The sequence below is a fragment of the Rhodobacteraceae bacterium LMO-JJ12 genome (assembly GCA_021555075.1).
In the GTDB taxonomy this organism is placed as follows: domain Bacteria; phylum Pseudomonadota; class Alphaproteobacteria; order Rhodobacterales; family Rhodobacteraceae; genus JAKGBX01.
In genome coordinates this window covers 682,037-695,125 of the sequence record JAKGBX010000001.1, presented here as the reverse complement: position 1 = coordinate 695,125, position 13,089 = coordinate 682,037, and the positions used below count along the sequence as shown (strand labels likewise).

Sequence of the window (13,089 nt, the reverse complement as noted above, 5' to 3'; positions counted from 1 at the left end):
ATTTCCCACACTCGGGAAACAGCGAAATCTCCGTCTCCAATCCTGACGGCCTCGCTCACCTCAAAAGCAAAGAGGTCACACGCTTTCCGCCAGGCCCAGAGCCAGCCGGTTTTGCCGCTCGATCACCTGCGGCAGGTCCAGCGTCGCCATTTGCCCACCCTCAACAACCCGCCGCCCCTCAACCAGCAGATCCCGCACCCGCGTCGGTCCTGCCAATAGCAAAGCCGCCGGATCCCAGCTTCCCGCGCTTTCAATTCCCGACACATCCCAGATCGCGATATCAGCACGTTTCCCCGGTGCAATCTGGCCGCAATCCGTCCGGTTCAGAACCTCGGCACCGCCGCGCGTGGCAATCTCCAGTGTCTCGCGCGCGCTCATTGCATCGGCACCGTTTATCACCCTCTGAAGCAGCATCGCCTGACGCGCTTCGGCCACGAGATTGCCCGCGTCATTGCTGGCCGATCCATCCACACCCAGCCCCACGTTGACCCGCGCATCGCGCATTGCACGCACCGGCGCAATGCCACTGCCAAGTCGGCAATTCGAACAAGGGCAATGCGCCACCCCGGTCCCCGAGCGCGCAAAAAGGTCAATCTCGCGCCCATCCAGCTTCACGCAATGGGCGTGCCAGACATCCGGGCCAGTCCACCCCAAATCTTCAGCGTATTGTCCGGGGCGACAGCCGAACATCTCTTTTGAATAGGCGATATCCTCTTCATTTTCTGCCAGATGCGTGTGCAGCATCACCCCCTTGTCGCGCGCCAGAAGCGCCGCATCCCGCATCAACTCGCGGCTGACCGAGAACGGCGAACAAGGCGCCACACCCACCCGCACCATCGCCCCCTCGCGCGCATCGTGATGTGCATCAATCACCCGAATGCAATCCTCAAGAATCGCGTTTTCCTGCTCGACCAGCAAATCGGGAGGCAAACCGCCATCGCTTTCACCGATACTCATCGCGCCGCGTGTCGGCTGAAACCGAAGCCCCACCTCGCGCGCCGCGGCAATAGTGTCATCCAACCGCGCCCCGTTGGGAAACAGGTAAAGGTGATCTGATGTCAAAGTGCAGCCCGAAAGCGCAAGCTCGGCCAAACCCACCTGCGCCGAGACGAATATTTCCTCCGGCCCCATCCGCGCCCAAATCGGATAGAGCGTTTTTAGCCAGCCAAATAACAACGCATCCTGCCCGCCCGGCACCGCGCGGGTCATGCTTTGATAGAGATGATGGTGGGTGTTGACCAACCCCGGCGTCACCACACAGGCCGTCGCATCAATGACGTCACCGCTGGTTTGCAACCGCTGCCCCACGTCAATGATCACACCATCGCGGATCAAAATATCTGCGCCGCGTAATTCGTCGCGCGCATCATTCATCGTCAACAGAAAATCGGCATTGCGGATCAGTGTCTCGGCCATCAAAGCCTCCCAAGGGTCGTTTGCGCTCCCCTCAGCCACCCTTGGCCTGTCCGGGGGAAAAGGAGCATGAAGACCCGGCCAGCCGCTCGATTATTGGCCAACCCGCCCCGTGCGATCAAGCCCCAATTCGAAGACCGCGCCTTCTGTGCGGTTTGCGAAGGGCTTATCCCACTGGCACATCGCGCAAAATCTCCAACGCCGCCGCATGCTGCTCCGGCCCTGCTGCGGCAATCACCCGCCCGCCATCATGTGCCGGGCCACCTTGCCAATCGGTCACAATTCCGCCCGCCGCTTCGATCACAGCAATCGGCGCCTGAATGTCATAGTTTGACAGTCCCGCCTCGATCACCAGATCGATCTGCCCGGCGGCAAGCAGCGCATAGGCATAACAATCCATGCCATAACGGGTCAATCGCACTTGGCTCGATACCGCCTCGAACCCGCGCCGCTCCGCTGCGCTGCCGACTTCCGGGAATGTGGTAAATAACACCGCTTGATTCAGCGCCCGACTACCCCGTACACGCAAATCGCGCGTACCTTGTGGGCCGATCATCCGGGCCTCACCAAAACCGCCCCAGAACCGCTCGCCAATATAAGGCTGGTCGATCATTCCGAACATCGGACCATTCGCGTCCGAGAGGGCAATCAATACCCCCCAAGTCGGTGTGCCCGAGATGAACCCACGCGTGCCGTCAATCGGGTCAAGCACCCAGGTCAGGCCGCTGTTGCCGGGCTTGTCGCTGTCTTCCTCGCCAATGATCGCATCATGGGGGCGCCGCTCGGCCAGAATGATGCGCATCACCGCTTCGGCTTCACGATCGGCTTGTGTGACCGGGTCGAACCCGCCATCAAACAACTTGTCGCCCTTGTTGCTGGCTTCCAGTCCCTCGGACCGGAAAAATGGCAAAACCACCCGACGCGCGGCGTCAGCCAACGCATGGGCGGTTTGGCGAATGTCTTCGTAATCTTCGCTGCTCACTTGTTTCGTCACGCGCCCACTTCCCTGCTACCGCTTTCACAGCACGAGGTAGCCCGGGCGCGGGTCCGGCTCAAGCCACGTCGGAGAGAACTTTCGCGAGATCGAACAAACGACGGCGCTGATTTTCGGGAATTGCATAGTAGGACCGCACCAGGTCCAGCGCTTCCTTGTCGCCCATCAGATCAGATGGCACCGCACCGCCATCGGACTTCTCAGCACCGACATCCAGACCCTCAAAAAAGAAACTCACCGGCACGTCCAGCGCCTCCGAGATATCCCAGAGCCGCGATGCACTGACCCGGTTTGCACCGGTTTCGTACTTCTGGATCTGTTGGAACTTGATTCCGACCTGTTCGGCCAGTTGTTGCTGTGTCATGCCGACAAGCCAGCGCCGGTGGCGGATACGCTTCCCTACATTAACGTCTACAGGATGTGCCATTCACAACTCCTTGTTACTCGTGCCAAATTGCCTTGATGCCTCAAACCGGACAATTCCCCGGCCAAACTGCACACACCAGCGATCGCTGCCAATACCCTTAATGCAACAACAACATACGCGAACCTACCATGGCGGATCACTTTTTCAAGAACTATGCACACCCATAACGCGAACAAGTTTAAGTTTCTAACAATTTCTACGGGCTCAATCCTAGGTAAAACCTTATAAAACACCTCTCCTCCATGGAAATGAAATTGACTCGAAAAATGCCACGAGCCTATGAAAACACTTCCACATATATGGATTTTAATATGCGAGCATACCAGATCATCACCGCCAAACAGCCCGCGCGATTCGTCGAAATTGAGGCGCCAAAGCCAAAACCGGGCGAAATTCGTGTGCGAATCGTCGCATGCGGCCTCAACTTTGCCGATCTTTTGATGCTTGAGGGCAAATACCAGGACATGCCCGTGCCGCCATTCACCCTTGGAATGGAGGTGGCCGGCATCGTCGACGCACTCGGAGATGGTGTGCGCGGACCAGCGCCGGGCACGCCGGTGGCGGTCGTCGGTGGACATGGTGGTCTGGCCGATATGGGCTGCTTTGCCGCCGACCGGGTGATCGAACTCGCGCCCGACACATCTCTCACCCAGGCCGCCGCGTTGCAAATCGCCTATGGCACCAGCCATGTGGCGCTCGAACACAAGGCACGGCTGCAACCGGGGGAAACCCTTCTTGTGCTTGGCGCCGCGGGAGGCGTGGGCCTCACTGCTGTGGAAATCGGAAAATTAATGGGGGCACGAGTGATCGCCTGCGCCCGTGGCGCTGACAAACTCGAAATCGCAGCGCGCGCCGGAGCGGATCACATGATAGATGCCAGAACCGAAGATATTCGCGAGGCCGTCAAGGCGCTTGGCGGCGCTGATGTGGTCTATGATCCGGTCGGCGGCGATCAATTCACAGCCGCCTTGCGTGCCTGCAACCCCGAGGGGCGCATTCTCACCATCGGCTTTGCCTCTGGCACTGTGCCACAGATCCCTGCCAACCATCTGCTTGTGAAAAACGTCGATGTGCTGGGGTTCTACTGGGGCGGCTACATGAAGTTCCGTCCAAAAGTCATCACCGATAGCCTGACCAAGCTCTTTGGCTGGCTCGCCGAGGGGCGGATCAAACCGCATATCAGCCATACGCTCCCGCTTGAACGCGCTGAGGAGGGTCTGGAGCTCCTGCGCGGTCGCAAATCCACTGGCAAGGTGGTGATTACGCCGACTTGAGGAGTGCCTGTGTCGGTGTCGCACCATAGCCCTGCCGCAGCATGCCCGACAGCTCGCGCATCACCTCATCGCGATCAGTAGCGCCATACATGTTGATCTTTTGCACCCCCAGTTCGGGCAACGCCCCTCCGGCGCTGATCGCCTCCAGGTGCGGAGGGATACTGTCTTCCATCAGCGCCCCGACCGCCAAATCGGCACTGATCAGTGCCTCAACAGTGCGATCATCGTCAGCTTCCACAGCCATCTCCCAGGGGATTCCCGCTTTGTCCAGACTGCGCACGACAATGGGGCGAAAGATGCACAACTTGCAGAAAGCCAGCCGCAGGGGCCGCTTGCGCCATTCCGCCCCGCCCGGCGCCCCGATCCAACGCAGCGGCATCTCGGTCAGTGACTCACCGTTATGCCCGACGTTTTCTTCGGTCGTCAGAACCAGATCGGCCGCGCCCCGCGCCACCATATCGAGCAGGTTAACCGTGCTTGATGAAACCAACTGCACCTTGACCCTTGGAAAAGCGGCATTGAAGGCCTTCAACACCCTTGGAATGACCGGATACACCACGTCGTGCGGTACCCCCAACACGATTTCGCCCTCAAAAAGGTCTTCGGTCAGCCGCCCTACCGCCTCGTCATTCAGCGCCACCATGCGCCGCGCGTAGGTCAAGAGCTGATCCCCGTTCGACGTCAGCGCAATCTTGCGTCCGGTCCTGTCGAGCAGGTCGGCGCCCAGCAATTCCTCAAGTCGTTTGAGCTGCATCGACACCGCCGATTGGGTGAGGTTCAGCATCCCCGCCGCGCGGGTAACGCCACCATGATCCGCTACAGCGACAAAGGATCTCAGTGTCGTCATATCAAGGTTGCGCATCTATGCCTCGCTCTCGGCCCGCATCATAACCATCCGTGATGCATGCCATATCAAATATTCATTTTCTAAATATAACGTGGCCCGATATATATCACAACAACAAATATAAACGCAGCAACATATCACGAAAGAAGAAGCGCCATGTCGAGAACACACGCCATTTCCCACGATGCCTTGCGGCTCAATCGCCCCATTCTGATTTCGGCCCGGCTCTCCAGCTGGATCGCGGTCCGCCGCCAGCGGGCGCAACTCGCCCGTCTCGACGCATCGGCACTTGAAGATCTCGGGTTGAGCCGCTTTGAAGCCGATTCCGAGGCCAGCCGCCCGTTCTGGGACGTGCCGGCCACATGGCGAAGATAACCCAATTCAGACAATCGGCCCGATTTCGTGAGATTCCCACCGGTAGTCCTTGAAAAAGATGCACTCATACCCGATATTTTCCTAGAACCCCCACCGCAATCGCGCGGCGGGGGCACTAGTATTTAAAACTCGGAGGATTCGATGGCAGAACTCAACACAATCCGGACAGGCGCAGGCACACGCGCTTCCGCGATTGATGCCGGGCTTCGCGCCCACATGAACAAGGTCTACGGCACCATGTCCGTAGGCATGCTGATCACTGCGCTCGCCGCGTGGGCAATTGCCGGGTTGGCCGTGACCACAGACCCGGCCAGCGGTGTAATGCTGCGCAACGGGCAGTATCTGTCTGATCTCGGCGCACTACTTTACACCTCGCCGCTGCGTTGGGTTGTCATGCTGGCACCGCTGGGCATGATCTTTGCCTTTGGTGCCGTCACCAACCGGCTCTCCGCCTCGGGCGCACAGCTCTTCTTCTGGACCTTCGCAGCCCTGATCGGTGTATCGCTTAGCTCGATCTTCATGATCTACACATCATTCTCGATTGTGCAGACCTTCCTGGTCACGGCAATTGCTTTCGCTGGCCTGTCGCTCTGGGGCTATACAACCAAGAAAGACATTTCTGGTTGGGGCAGCTTCCTGATCATGGGCGTGATCGGCTTGCTGGTTGCGATGATCATCAACTGGTTCCTGCAATCGCCAGCGATGATGTATGCCATCTCGATGATTGGCGTTCTGATCTTCGCAGGCCTCACCGCCTACGACACACAGCAGATCAAGAGCACTTACATCGCGCACGCCCATCATGGCGATCAGGAATGGCTCGACAAATCGGCCATCCACGGTGCGCTGAACCTCTATCTCGACTTCCTGAACATGTTCCAATTCCTTCTCATGTTCATGGGGTCGCAAGAATAGCAGCCTAGGCTGATACGGATATGAAAGGCCGCTCCATCGGGGCGGCCTTTTTCGTTTTCTGGGGCCGCAACAGAAAGCTTGCTGCCGCACAAAAGCGTTTCAAAACAAACCTAAAAGTTGAGCTTATCTCGTATCGCCCACAGCAGTGATTTGTGGTGCGGCATCTTCGCTCAACAGTCAATTGCATGCCCTAGCGTAAAGATTTCGCGTTGAAATCTCAGAGTAATTGACCGATAGAAAGGCATTCGCGCTGGTTACAGACGAAGCTTCCAGCGCTCGCCGTGACGCTGACTTGCGGTTGCAAATGCCTCCGTATTCATGGCCCAACGGCTCCATAGGGGCACCAACAGGCGTTAGGTTCCCATGACAATCGATCCCGGCTCACACGGCCAGAAAGCTCTGGTAATCAATAGCTTGCCCGTAAGGTTGATCAAGCGCACTGCGCTGATGGTGTTGGGGCCCTTCTATTTTCTCTACATTGGATTTGTGCCGTTACTATGTGCAAAACGGCGCGGGTTTCGCGGCTGGTATTGGAAACGGGTCAAACGGGCCTGTTCGCGGCTCTTGTGGCTGCTCAGCATCCGGGCGGAGATGTCAGACGAAGACAAGCGGGAACTCAGCGCCGACACGGACAGCGTCATCGTGGTTAACCATCGCAGCCATCTGGATGGTTTCGCACTAATGGGTGTTGTTCCCGATGAAAAATGGTTCACCTTTGCCGCCAAGAAAGAACTGTGCGACGCTGCGTTGTTGCGCACCGGGTTCAACGGCGCCGGCCTTGTAGAGATTGACCGCAAGTCTGGCAAGGCGGCATTGGAAACACTCAGGACCGCCGTCAGGGAGATGCCAGCGCGCCGCTCTGTGGTCCTGTTTGCTGAGGGAACGCGGGCGGCAACCGAGTCATTGGGCGCTTTCAAACCCGGTGCGGTTCTCGTCGCTCGCGAGACCGGTCGGACAATCCGACCGATCGTCATTCTTGATTCCGACCGCTTGCTACCGCGGGGCAGGCTCTTTCCCCAAAGCGGCACCATCCGGATCGAGGTGCTTGCGCCGTTCATCTGTGATCCGAACGCTTCGCCAGACGACGATGTCGCCCGCCTTCGCGAGGCCATGATGAGTGTCTTTGATCACGGGTGACGCATAATCGCACCTCGCGAACATTGGAAGCAAACACCTAAAGATTTCTGTGATGCGTCCACCTGTCGTGGCCACCGCTCCAAGCCAACATTCCCGCCCCAGCCCACAAACGAAAAAGGCCGCGCCCTATACGGGTGCAGCCTTGTCTCTCGCAATCAGACAGATCTTACTTGATCTTGCCTTCCTTGTATTCGACATGCTTGCGCGCAACGGGGTCGTACTTGCGAACCGTCATCTTCTCAGTCATCGTGCGTGCGTTTTTCTTGGTCACATAAAAGTGGCCCGTGCCCGCGGACGAGTTCAGGCGGATTTTGATGGTGGTCGGCTTCGCCATGATAGTGCTCCTGCGTCGGGCACATCTCGGCCCGTGAAATCTCTTGAAGTTTGCCTTTTACCCGCGTGGAAGCCCGAGTCAACCGCAATCGCCGGGTTTCTCAAAGTCTAAGGGCGGATTCTCGCAACATCCATGGCTGCCGCCTGTTACCCCTCGGGAAAGAATATGCGCGGAGGGCCTATAAGCCGGATTCTGTCCAGGCCAGACCGTGATCTGACCCTGGATGACCATTCCTCTTAACGCGCTGTTGCCAACGCGCCTCTAGCTGCCTACCCGGATCGTCGGGGCCAAGGTGGCCCATGCGCGATCCCTATTCGGCATTGCTCCCGGTGGGGCTTGCCATGCCGGTCCGGTTGCCCGTCCCGCGGTGGGCTCTTACCCCACCGTTTCACCCTTACCCGGTCTATCGCAAGCGATACACACGGGCGGTCTCTTCTCTGTGGCGCTTTCCGTCGTGCACGGTGGGTTTCCCCACCGAACCCGCCCGGGCGTTACCCGGCACCGTTACCTTGTGGAGTCCGGACTTTCCTCCCACGAAACGGGTTGCCCCGCCCGCAAGCGGCCATCCAGCCCTCCGCGCATTTGCTCAGTTAGTCTGCCGTTCGCGCCGCGTCAACGTGACGGGCGCGTTTTGCGCACCATCACCGGTCTGACAATCAACTGGCCAGCCGGTCGCCAATCCGGCCATGATTGCACGATCCGTCTCATCTTCCGGCCCTGTCGCTCTGGGACGGAACCTCAACCTGAAAGCCCGCAGCAAGACTTCTGGCGTAACATCCCCCACGGGATAACCAAACGCCGCCGCATCGCGCAGGAAGTCACCTTTCCCGTCCGCTCGGACCTCAGGCCAGATGCCGAGCCCCTGAACCGCCAGCCTGCGCCAATCAAACCGCGCGCCCGGATCGTGTTTGCGCCCCGGCGCCATGTCGGAATGGCCAATCACCCGCTCGGGCGGTATCTGCCAGCGTGCCATGATCCCCGGCAACAACGCTTCCAGCGCCGCCATCTGCGGCTCGGGGAAAGGGTGATCACCACGATTGGCCAACTCGATCCCGATTGATCGTGAGTTTACATCGCTCACATCGCCCCAACGCCCCGCCCCGGCATGCCAGGCGCGCATCTCCTCATCCACCATCTGCCAGATGCGCCCCTGCTCACAGATCAGATAATGCGCCGAAACCTCGGCCGACGAATCGCACAGCCGTTCCAACGCCGCCTCGGCGCGTTTCATCGCCGTATAGTGCAGCACGATCATGTCGGGCGTCACGCCCTCACGGCGCGGCCCGAACGACGGCGAAGGATGTGATGTGATCTCCGGCGGCAGCTTCACACGTGCCTTACCCGGATCTGGCCTTGCGGAACGGCGTCGGATCCCAAGTGCAGGCAAAACCATCGCCGTCCGGATCAAGGCCCAGCCTGTCATTCTGCGGGCCACCCTTGGCGAGGAATTCAGTCTGTGCCAAATCCGGTGACGGGTATTTTGCACAGTTCTTCTGATAGCGCGCCTGGGCGTTAAAGCTCGAGCGGCTATATTGGCGGGCACCACGCGGATGCGTGGTCGAAAGCGCATATTCGACAATGCTCGGTTCGCTCGATCCGTTTCGCTTGGGCAAGGCGGTCGGCTGAATTTCCTCGTACTGCGCCTGCTGCAGGGCGCGCAGAGCCGCATCATCCTGGATCGTGCGGCGCGCATCTACCGCCGAAAAATCGTTCTCCTCCGAAATTCCGGCGGGATTGTTAAGCCGGACCGGCGCCGGGTTAGACGGGCTGGCATCCAGCGGCGCCTCCCCCGAATTAGCGCGCGTCGCGGCCAAAACGGCTTGAGTTTCCAGAGCCACATCCGACCCCGCATTCTGCGGGTTAATCCCAGATTGCGGCGCACCGCTGCCGTCCAGCGCAACACTCGACACTGCGGGTGCGCCCGGAATGACTTCTCCGCTCAGCTGTGCTTCGCGGGCCGCCTTTTGCTTCTGATAGGTTTCATAGTCGCCAAAACCCACTCCCGCACCACTGTCGGGCACGGTCGCGTCACAAGCAGCAAGCGCGAAAAGCGCAGCTGAAATAATAAAATAGCGCATCACTGAACGTCCTGCCTTTTTGGTCTTTTACGGGTTTCTACCACCATTTGCCGGGTTTTTCCACAAATCCCGCCGCACGTTCCAACGCATAGGCTGAATTTAGCAGATCACCCTCTTCCCATGGCCGCCCAATCAGTTGCAAACCAAGCGGCAACCCCTGTTTGTCCATCCCCGCAGGCACCGCGATACCCGGCAAGCCGGCAAGGTTCACCGTCACGGTAAACACATCGTTAAGATACATCGCCACCGGATCGGCGTCGCTCATCTCTCCAAGGCCAAACGCCGCGCTGGGCGTGGCAGGCGTCAGGATCGCGTCGATTCCCTGCGCGAACACATCCTCGAAGTCTTTCTTGATCAACGTGCGCACCTTGCGTGCCCGGTTGTAATACGCGTCATAGAACCCGGCAGAGAGCACATAAGTCCCCACCATCACCCGGCGCTGAACCTCGTGGCCGAAACCTTCGGCACGGGTCTTTTCGTACATCTCGGTGATCCCATCACCATGGGCAAGCTTGGCACGGTGGCCATAGCGCACCCCGTCATACCGCGCGAGGTTGGATGAGGCCTCAGCAGGCGCAATCACGTAATAGGTCGGCAGCGCGTATTTTGTATGCGGCAGCGAAATATCAACCATCTCGGCCCCTGCATCGCGCAGCATATCGGCCCCATCGGCCCAGAGCTTTTCGATCTCATCGGGCATCCCGTCCATACGGTATTCCTTGGGAATTCCGATCTTCTTGCCCTTGATATCACCAGTAAGCATCGCCTCAAAATTCGGCACCGGCAAATCAACGCTGGTGGAATCCTTGGCGTCATGCCCACACATCGCTTCCAGCATGATCGCCGCATCGCGCACCGATTTGGTCATCGGCCCGGCCTGATCGAGGCTCGACGCAAAGGCCACAACACCCCAGCGCGAACACCGCCCATAGGTCGGCTTGATCCCGGTGATGCCAGTGAACGCCGCAGGCTGACGGATCGATCCACCGGTATCCGTGCCCGTCGCTGCCAGACACAGATCCGCCGCCACCGCACTTGCCGATCCACCGGATGACCCTCCTGGCGTCAAAGCAGTTTCGTCATTGCCACGCCGCCACGGGTTAACCGCATTGCCATAAACCGAGGTTTCGTTGCTCGATCCCATGGCAAATTCGTCCATGTTGAGCTTGCCCAACATGACAGAACCCGCATCCCACAGGTTCTGGCTGATCGTGCTCTCGTATTCGGGCTTAAAGCCTTCAAGAATACGTGATCCGGCCTGACTCGGCACGCCCTTGGTGCAGAAAAGATCCTTGATGCCCAGTGGAATGCCACACATCGCAGGCGCATCATCCTTGGCAATCCGCGCGTCGGCGGCCTTGGCTTGGCTCAGCGCAATCTCTGGCGTGTGATGCACAAAAGCATTGAGCGCACCCGCCCCTTCAATCGCGCCAAGACACGCCTCGGTCAACTCAACACTGGTCACATCCCGCGAACGCAGCTTGTCGCGCGCATCCGCAATGGTCAGTTTGTTCAGATCAGCCATCACTCAACCACCTTCGGAACCGCAAAAAAGCCCTCGCGCGCATCCGGCGCATTGCTCAATATCTTGTCTTGCATATTGCCATCGGTGACAACATCCTCGCGCCGTTTCAGCCGCATCGGCGTGACCGAAACCATCGGCTCGACCCCCTCGACATCAACTTCGCTCAATTGCTCAATAAAGCCGAGAACGGCATTGAATTCCTCGGCCAGGGCGGGAAGTGCGGCGTCCTCCACCTTGATCCGTGCCAGCTTGGCCACCTTGGCGGCCGTGTCCTTGTCGATCGACATGCGCGACTCCTGAAAATCTGTAAAATGCTCTTAGCGCCCCTGCCTTCCGCCTTCAAGGCAATGCACCATAGTTGGCGCGACACCCCGCCTTCATCTTGCTCCAAATATCCCGGGGGAAAGGTGAAAAATGCCCTGCATTTTGCACCTTGGGGGCAGCGCCCCCGTCCCTGTCCAACCACTGGCGCCGAGCTGCGCAGATGCTATCCTCACCCCAACACCGCGAATCCCAAAGGAGGCTTTTCATGAACATCATCTGGCTCGGGCATGGGTCCTGGCGCATCGAGACCGACAATCTGGTCCTTCTGATCGACCCCTGGCTCACCGGCAATCCGATGCTGAACGAAGACCAACATGCGACCGCCACCGACGGTGTCACCCATATCCTGCTAACACATTGCCATTTCGATCACGTCGCCGACCTGCTCGATCTGTGCCGCAAGCATGACGTGCCCGCGGTCGGGCAATATGACATCATGAGCCACTACGAAGAACATGAAGGCATCACCACCATCGGCTTCAACAAGGGCGGCACCGTCGATCTGGGCGGCGCGAAAGTGACAATGGTGCCGGCCTCGCATTCTTCAAGCTTTGGCAGCCCCGAAGGCCCGAAAGCCGCCGGCTCCGAAGTCGGCTACATGATCGCCGCCGAAGGCCATGTGATCTACGCTTCCGGCGACACCGATATCATGGCCGACATGGACTGGATGGGCGCGTATCACAATCCCGATATCGCCATCCTTTCGGCGGGCGGGCATTTCACCATGGACATGAAAGCCGCAGCCTACGCAGCCAGGCGTTACTTCAACTTCAAGACAGTGATCCCCGGGCATTACCGCACCTTCCCGATCCTCGCCCAATCGGCAGAGGGATTGCAGACCGGACTGCCGGGGGTGAATGTGATCGAGCCCGAGGTCCTGCAACCGATTTCGCTCTGACGTCAGGTCTTCCGCCACATGACGGCGTCGCGGGGCGAGGCACAGCGCGCTCACCCCGCGTGTCCCGGCTCAGCGCCGCGCCGCGAAAAAGTCTCTGAGCAACGCACCGGCCTCGCGTGCGCCAATCCCGTCATAAACCTCAGGGCTATGATGCGCCTGCGGATGGCAAAACACCCGCGCACCATGCTCCACCCCGCCGCTTTTCGGGTCCGCGGCCCCATAATACAGCCGCCGGATACGCGCCGCCGAGATCGCCGTAGCGCACATCGCGCAAGGCTCCAGCGTGACGTAAAGGTCATGACCGGGAAGCCGCTCACTGCCCAGTTCGGCGCAGCGCGCCCGGATCACCATGATTTCAGCATGCGCCGTCGGGTCGCTGAGCTCACGCGTGCGGTTCCCTGCCCGCGCCACGATCTGACCCTCAGGCGAGATCAGCACCGCCCCAACCGGCACCTCGCCGCGCGCGGCAGCCGCCCGCGCCTCTTCAAGTGCGGCGTGCATATGAGCATTGAATTCCATGGCATCCCCCATATCCCCTTCCCGCCCGC

The 13,089-nt window shown here is 59.4% G+C and carries 15 protein-coding genes and 1 other RNA gene; 5 read left to right on the top strand and 11 right to left on the bottom strand.

The features are described from left to right. Positions 1–75: 75 nt before the first annotated feature. The 3 genes from LZG00_03295 to LZG00_03285 form a co-directional block, all read right to left on the bottom strand. Complete coding sequence (locus LZG00_03295) at positions 76–1,416, bottom strand: 8-oxoguanine deaminase (protein MCF3593018.1); 1,341 nt, start codon at positions 1,414–1,416, stop codon at positions 76–78. A 163-nt stretch (positions 1,417–1,579) separates the two neighbouring features. Further along, on the bottom strand, positions 1,580–2,407 hold the full coding sequence (gene hisN, locus LZG00_03290; protein ID MCF3593017.1) for a histidinol-phosphatase: 828 nt from the start codon (positions 2,405–2,407) through the stop codon (positions 1,580–1,582). Positions 2,408–2,465: 58 nt separating this feature from the next. Continuing rightward, entirely contained in the window at positions 2,466–2,834 is a 369-nt protein-coding gene (locus LZG00_03285; GenBank protein MCF3593016.1) for a helix-turn-helix domain-containing protein, read from the bottom strand. Between the two features lie 311 nt (positions 2,835–3,145). On the opposite strand from LZG00_03285, the gene LZG00_03280 reads away from it, so the two are divergent. Beyond that, positions 3,146–4,108: an NADPH:quinone oxidoreductase family protein gene (locus LZG00_03280; protein MCF3593015.1), complete on the top strand. Its 963-nt coding sequence runs from the start codon at positions 3,146–3,148 to the stop codon at positions 4,106–4,108. On the opposite strand, the gene LZG00_03275 is transcribed toward LZG00_03280, so the two are convergent. Further along, entirely contained in the window at positions 4,095–4,970 is an 876-nt protein-coding gene (locus LZG00_03275) for a LysR family transcriptional regulator (protein MCF3593014.1), read from the bottom strand. The genes LZG00_03280 and LZG00_03275 overlap by 14 nt on opposite strands. Positions 4,971–5,111: 141 nt before the next feature. On the opposite strand from LZG00_03275, the gene LZG00_03270 reads away from it, so the two are divergent. From LZG00_03270 to LZG00_03260, 3 genes are all read left to right on the top strand, one after another. Then, entirely contained in the window at positions 5,112–5,330 is a 219-nt protein-coding gene (locus LZG00_03270) for a DUF1127 domain-containing protein (protein MCF3593013.1), read from the top strand. A gap of 141 nt (positions 5,331–5,471) precedes the next feature. Then, positions 5,472–6,245: a Bax inhibitor-1/YccA family protein gene (locus tag LZG00_03265; GenBank protein ID MCF3593012.1), complete on the top strand. Its 774-nt coding sequence runs from the start codon at positions 5,472–5,474 to the stop codon at positions 6,243–6,245. A gap of 363 nt (positions 6,246–6,608) precedes the next feature. Continuing rightward, on the top strand, positions 6,609–7,382 hold the full coding sequence (locus LZG00_03260) for a 1-acyl-sn-glycerol-3-phosphate acyltransferase (GenBank protein ID MCF3593011.1): 774 nt from the start codon (positions 6,609–6,611) through the stop codon (positions 7,380–7,382). A 166-nt stretch (positions 7,383–7,548) separates the two neighbouring features. Here LZG00_03260 and rpmG read toward each other — a convergent pair whose 3' ends face one another. The 6 genes from rpmG to gatC all read right to left on the bottom strand — a co-directional run bounded on the left by rpmG (position 7,549) and on the right by gatC (position 11,606). Beyond that, the gene (gene rpmG / locus LZG00_03255; GenBank protein ID MCF3593010.1) at positions 7,549–7,716 is read right to left on the bottom strand and encodes a 50S ribosomal protein L33; all 168 of its coding nucleotides are present in this window, start codon (positions 7,714–7,716) and stop codon (positions 7,549–7,551) included. Between the two features lie 165 nt (positions 7,717–7,881). Next, an RNA gene (gene rnpB / locus LZG00_03250) (RNase P RNA component class A) lies at positions 7,882–8,294 on the bottom strand. Positions 8,295–8,302: 8 nt separating this feature from the next. Then, the gene (locus LZG00_03245; GenBank protein MCF3593009.1) at positions 8,303–8,971 is read right to left on the bottom strand and encodes an N-acetylmuramoyl-L-alanine amidase; all 669 of its coding nucleotides are present in this window, start codon (positions 8,969–8,971) and stop codon (positions 8,303–8,305) included. A gap of 82 nt (positions 8,972–9,053) precedes the next feature. Beyond that, the gene (locus LZG00_03240) at positions 9,054–9,794 is read right to left on the bottom strand and encodes a hypothetical protein (GenBank protein MCF3593008.1); all 741 of its coding nucleotides are present in this window, start codon (positions 9,792–9,794) and stop codon (positions 9,054–9,056) included. Positions 9,795–9,831: 37 nt separating this feature from the next. Next, positions 9,832–11,319 carry an Asp-tRNA(Asn)/Glu-tRNA(Gln) amidotransferase subunit GatA gene (gene gatA, locus LZG00_03235; protein ID MCF3593007.1) on the bottom strand — a complete coding sequence of 496 codons (1,488 nt, stop codon included), beginning with the start codon at positions 11,317–11,319 and terminating at the stop codon, positions 9,832–9,834. Next, positions 11,319–11,606 (bottom strand): Asp-tRNA(Asn)/Glu-tRNA(Gln) amidotransferase subunit GatC, encoded by a 288-nt coding sequence (gene gatC / locus LZG00_03230; protein ID MCF3593006.1) that lies wholly within the window; start codon positions 11,604–11,606, stop codon positions 11,319–11,321. Before gatC ends, gatA begins: the two co-directional genes overlap by 1 nt. A gap of 242 nt (positions 11,607–11,848) precedes the next feature. On the opposite strand from gatC, the gene LZG00_03225 reads away from it, so the two are divergent. Further along, positions 11,849–12,541, top strand: coding sequence for a metal-dependent hydrolase (locus LZG00_03225; protein ID MCF3593005.1), 693 nt, complete (start codon positions 11,849–11,851; stop codon positions 12,539–12,541). A 69-nt stretch (positions 12,542–12,610) separates the two neighbouring features. Here the strand turns inward: LZG00_03225 and LZG00_03220 are convergent, their stop codons facing one another. Beyond that, positions 12,611–13,060 (bottom strand): nucleoside deaminase, encoded by a 450-nt coding sequence (locus LZG00_03220; GenBank protein ID MCF3593004.1) that lies wholly within the window; start codon positions 13,058–13,060, stop codon positions 12,611–12,613. Positions 13,061–13,089: the final 29 nt, after the last annotated feature.

Bases quoted from the DNA above. Each gene is read 5' to 3' on its own strand.
- LZG00_03295 (MCF3593018.1), bottom strand. From the start codon at position 1,416: ATGGCCGAGACACTGATCCGCAATGCCGATTTTCTGTTGACGATGAAT.
- LZG00_03285 (MCF3593016.1), bottom strand. From the start codon at position 2,834: ATGGCACATCCTGTAGACGTTAATGTAGGGAAGCGTATCCGCCACCGG.
- LZG00_03280 (MCF3593015.1), top strand. From the start codon at position 3,146: ATGCGAGCATACCAGATCATCACCGCCAAACAGCCCGCGCGATTCGTC.
- LZG00_03275 (MCF3593014.1), bottom strand. From the start codon at position 4,970: ATGCGCAACCTTGATATGACGACACTGAGATCCTTTGTCGCTGTAGCG.
- LZG00_03270 (MCF3593013.1), top strand. From the start codon at position 5,112: ATGTCGAGAACACACGCCATTTCCCACGATGCCTTGCGGCTCAATCGC.
- LZG00_03265 (MCF3593012.1), top strand. From the start codon at position 5,472: ATGGCAGAACTCAACACAATCCGGACAGGCGCAGGCACACGCGCTTCC.
- LZG00_03260 (MCF3593011.1), top strand. From the start codon at position 6,609: ATGACAATCGATCCCGGCTCACACGGCCAGAAAGCTCTGGTAATCAAT.
- rpmG (MCF3593010.1), bottom strand. From the start codon at position 7,716: ATGGCGAAGCCGACCACCATCAAAATCCGCCTGAACTCGTCCGCGGGC.
- LZG00_03245 (MCF3593009.1), bottom strand. From the start codon at position 8,971: ATGATCGTGCTGCACTATACGGCGATGAAACGCGCCGAGGCGGCGTTG.
- LZG00_03240 (MCF3593008.1), bottom strand. From the start codon at position 9,794: ATGCGCTATTTTATTATTTCAGCTGCGCTTTTCGCGCTTGCTGCTTGT.
- gatA (MCF3593007.1), bottom strand. From the start codon at position 11,319: ATGGCTGATCTGAACAAACTGACCATTGCGGATGCGCGCGACAAGCTG.
- gatC (MCF3593006.1), bottom strand. From the start codon at position 11,606: ATGTCGATCGACAAGGACACGGCCGCCAAGGTGGCCAAGCTGGCACGG.
- LZG00_03225 (MCF3593005.1), top strand. From the start codon at position 11,849: ATGAACATCATCTGGCTCGGGCATGGGTCCTGGCGCATCGAGACCGAC.
- LZG00_03220 (MCF3593004.1), bottom strand. From the start codon at position 13,060: ATGGAATTCAATGCTCATATGCACGCCGCACTTGAAGAGGCGCGGGCG.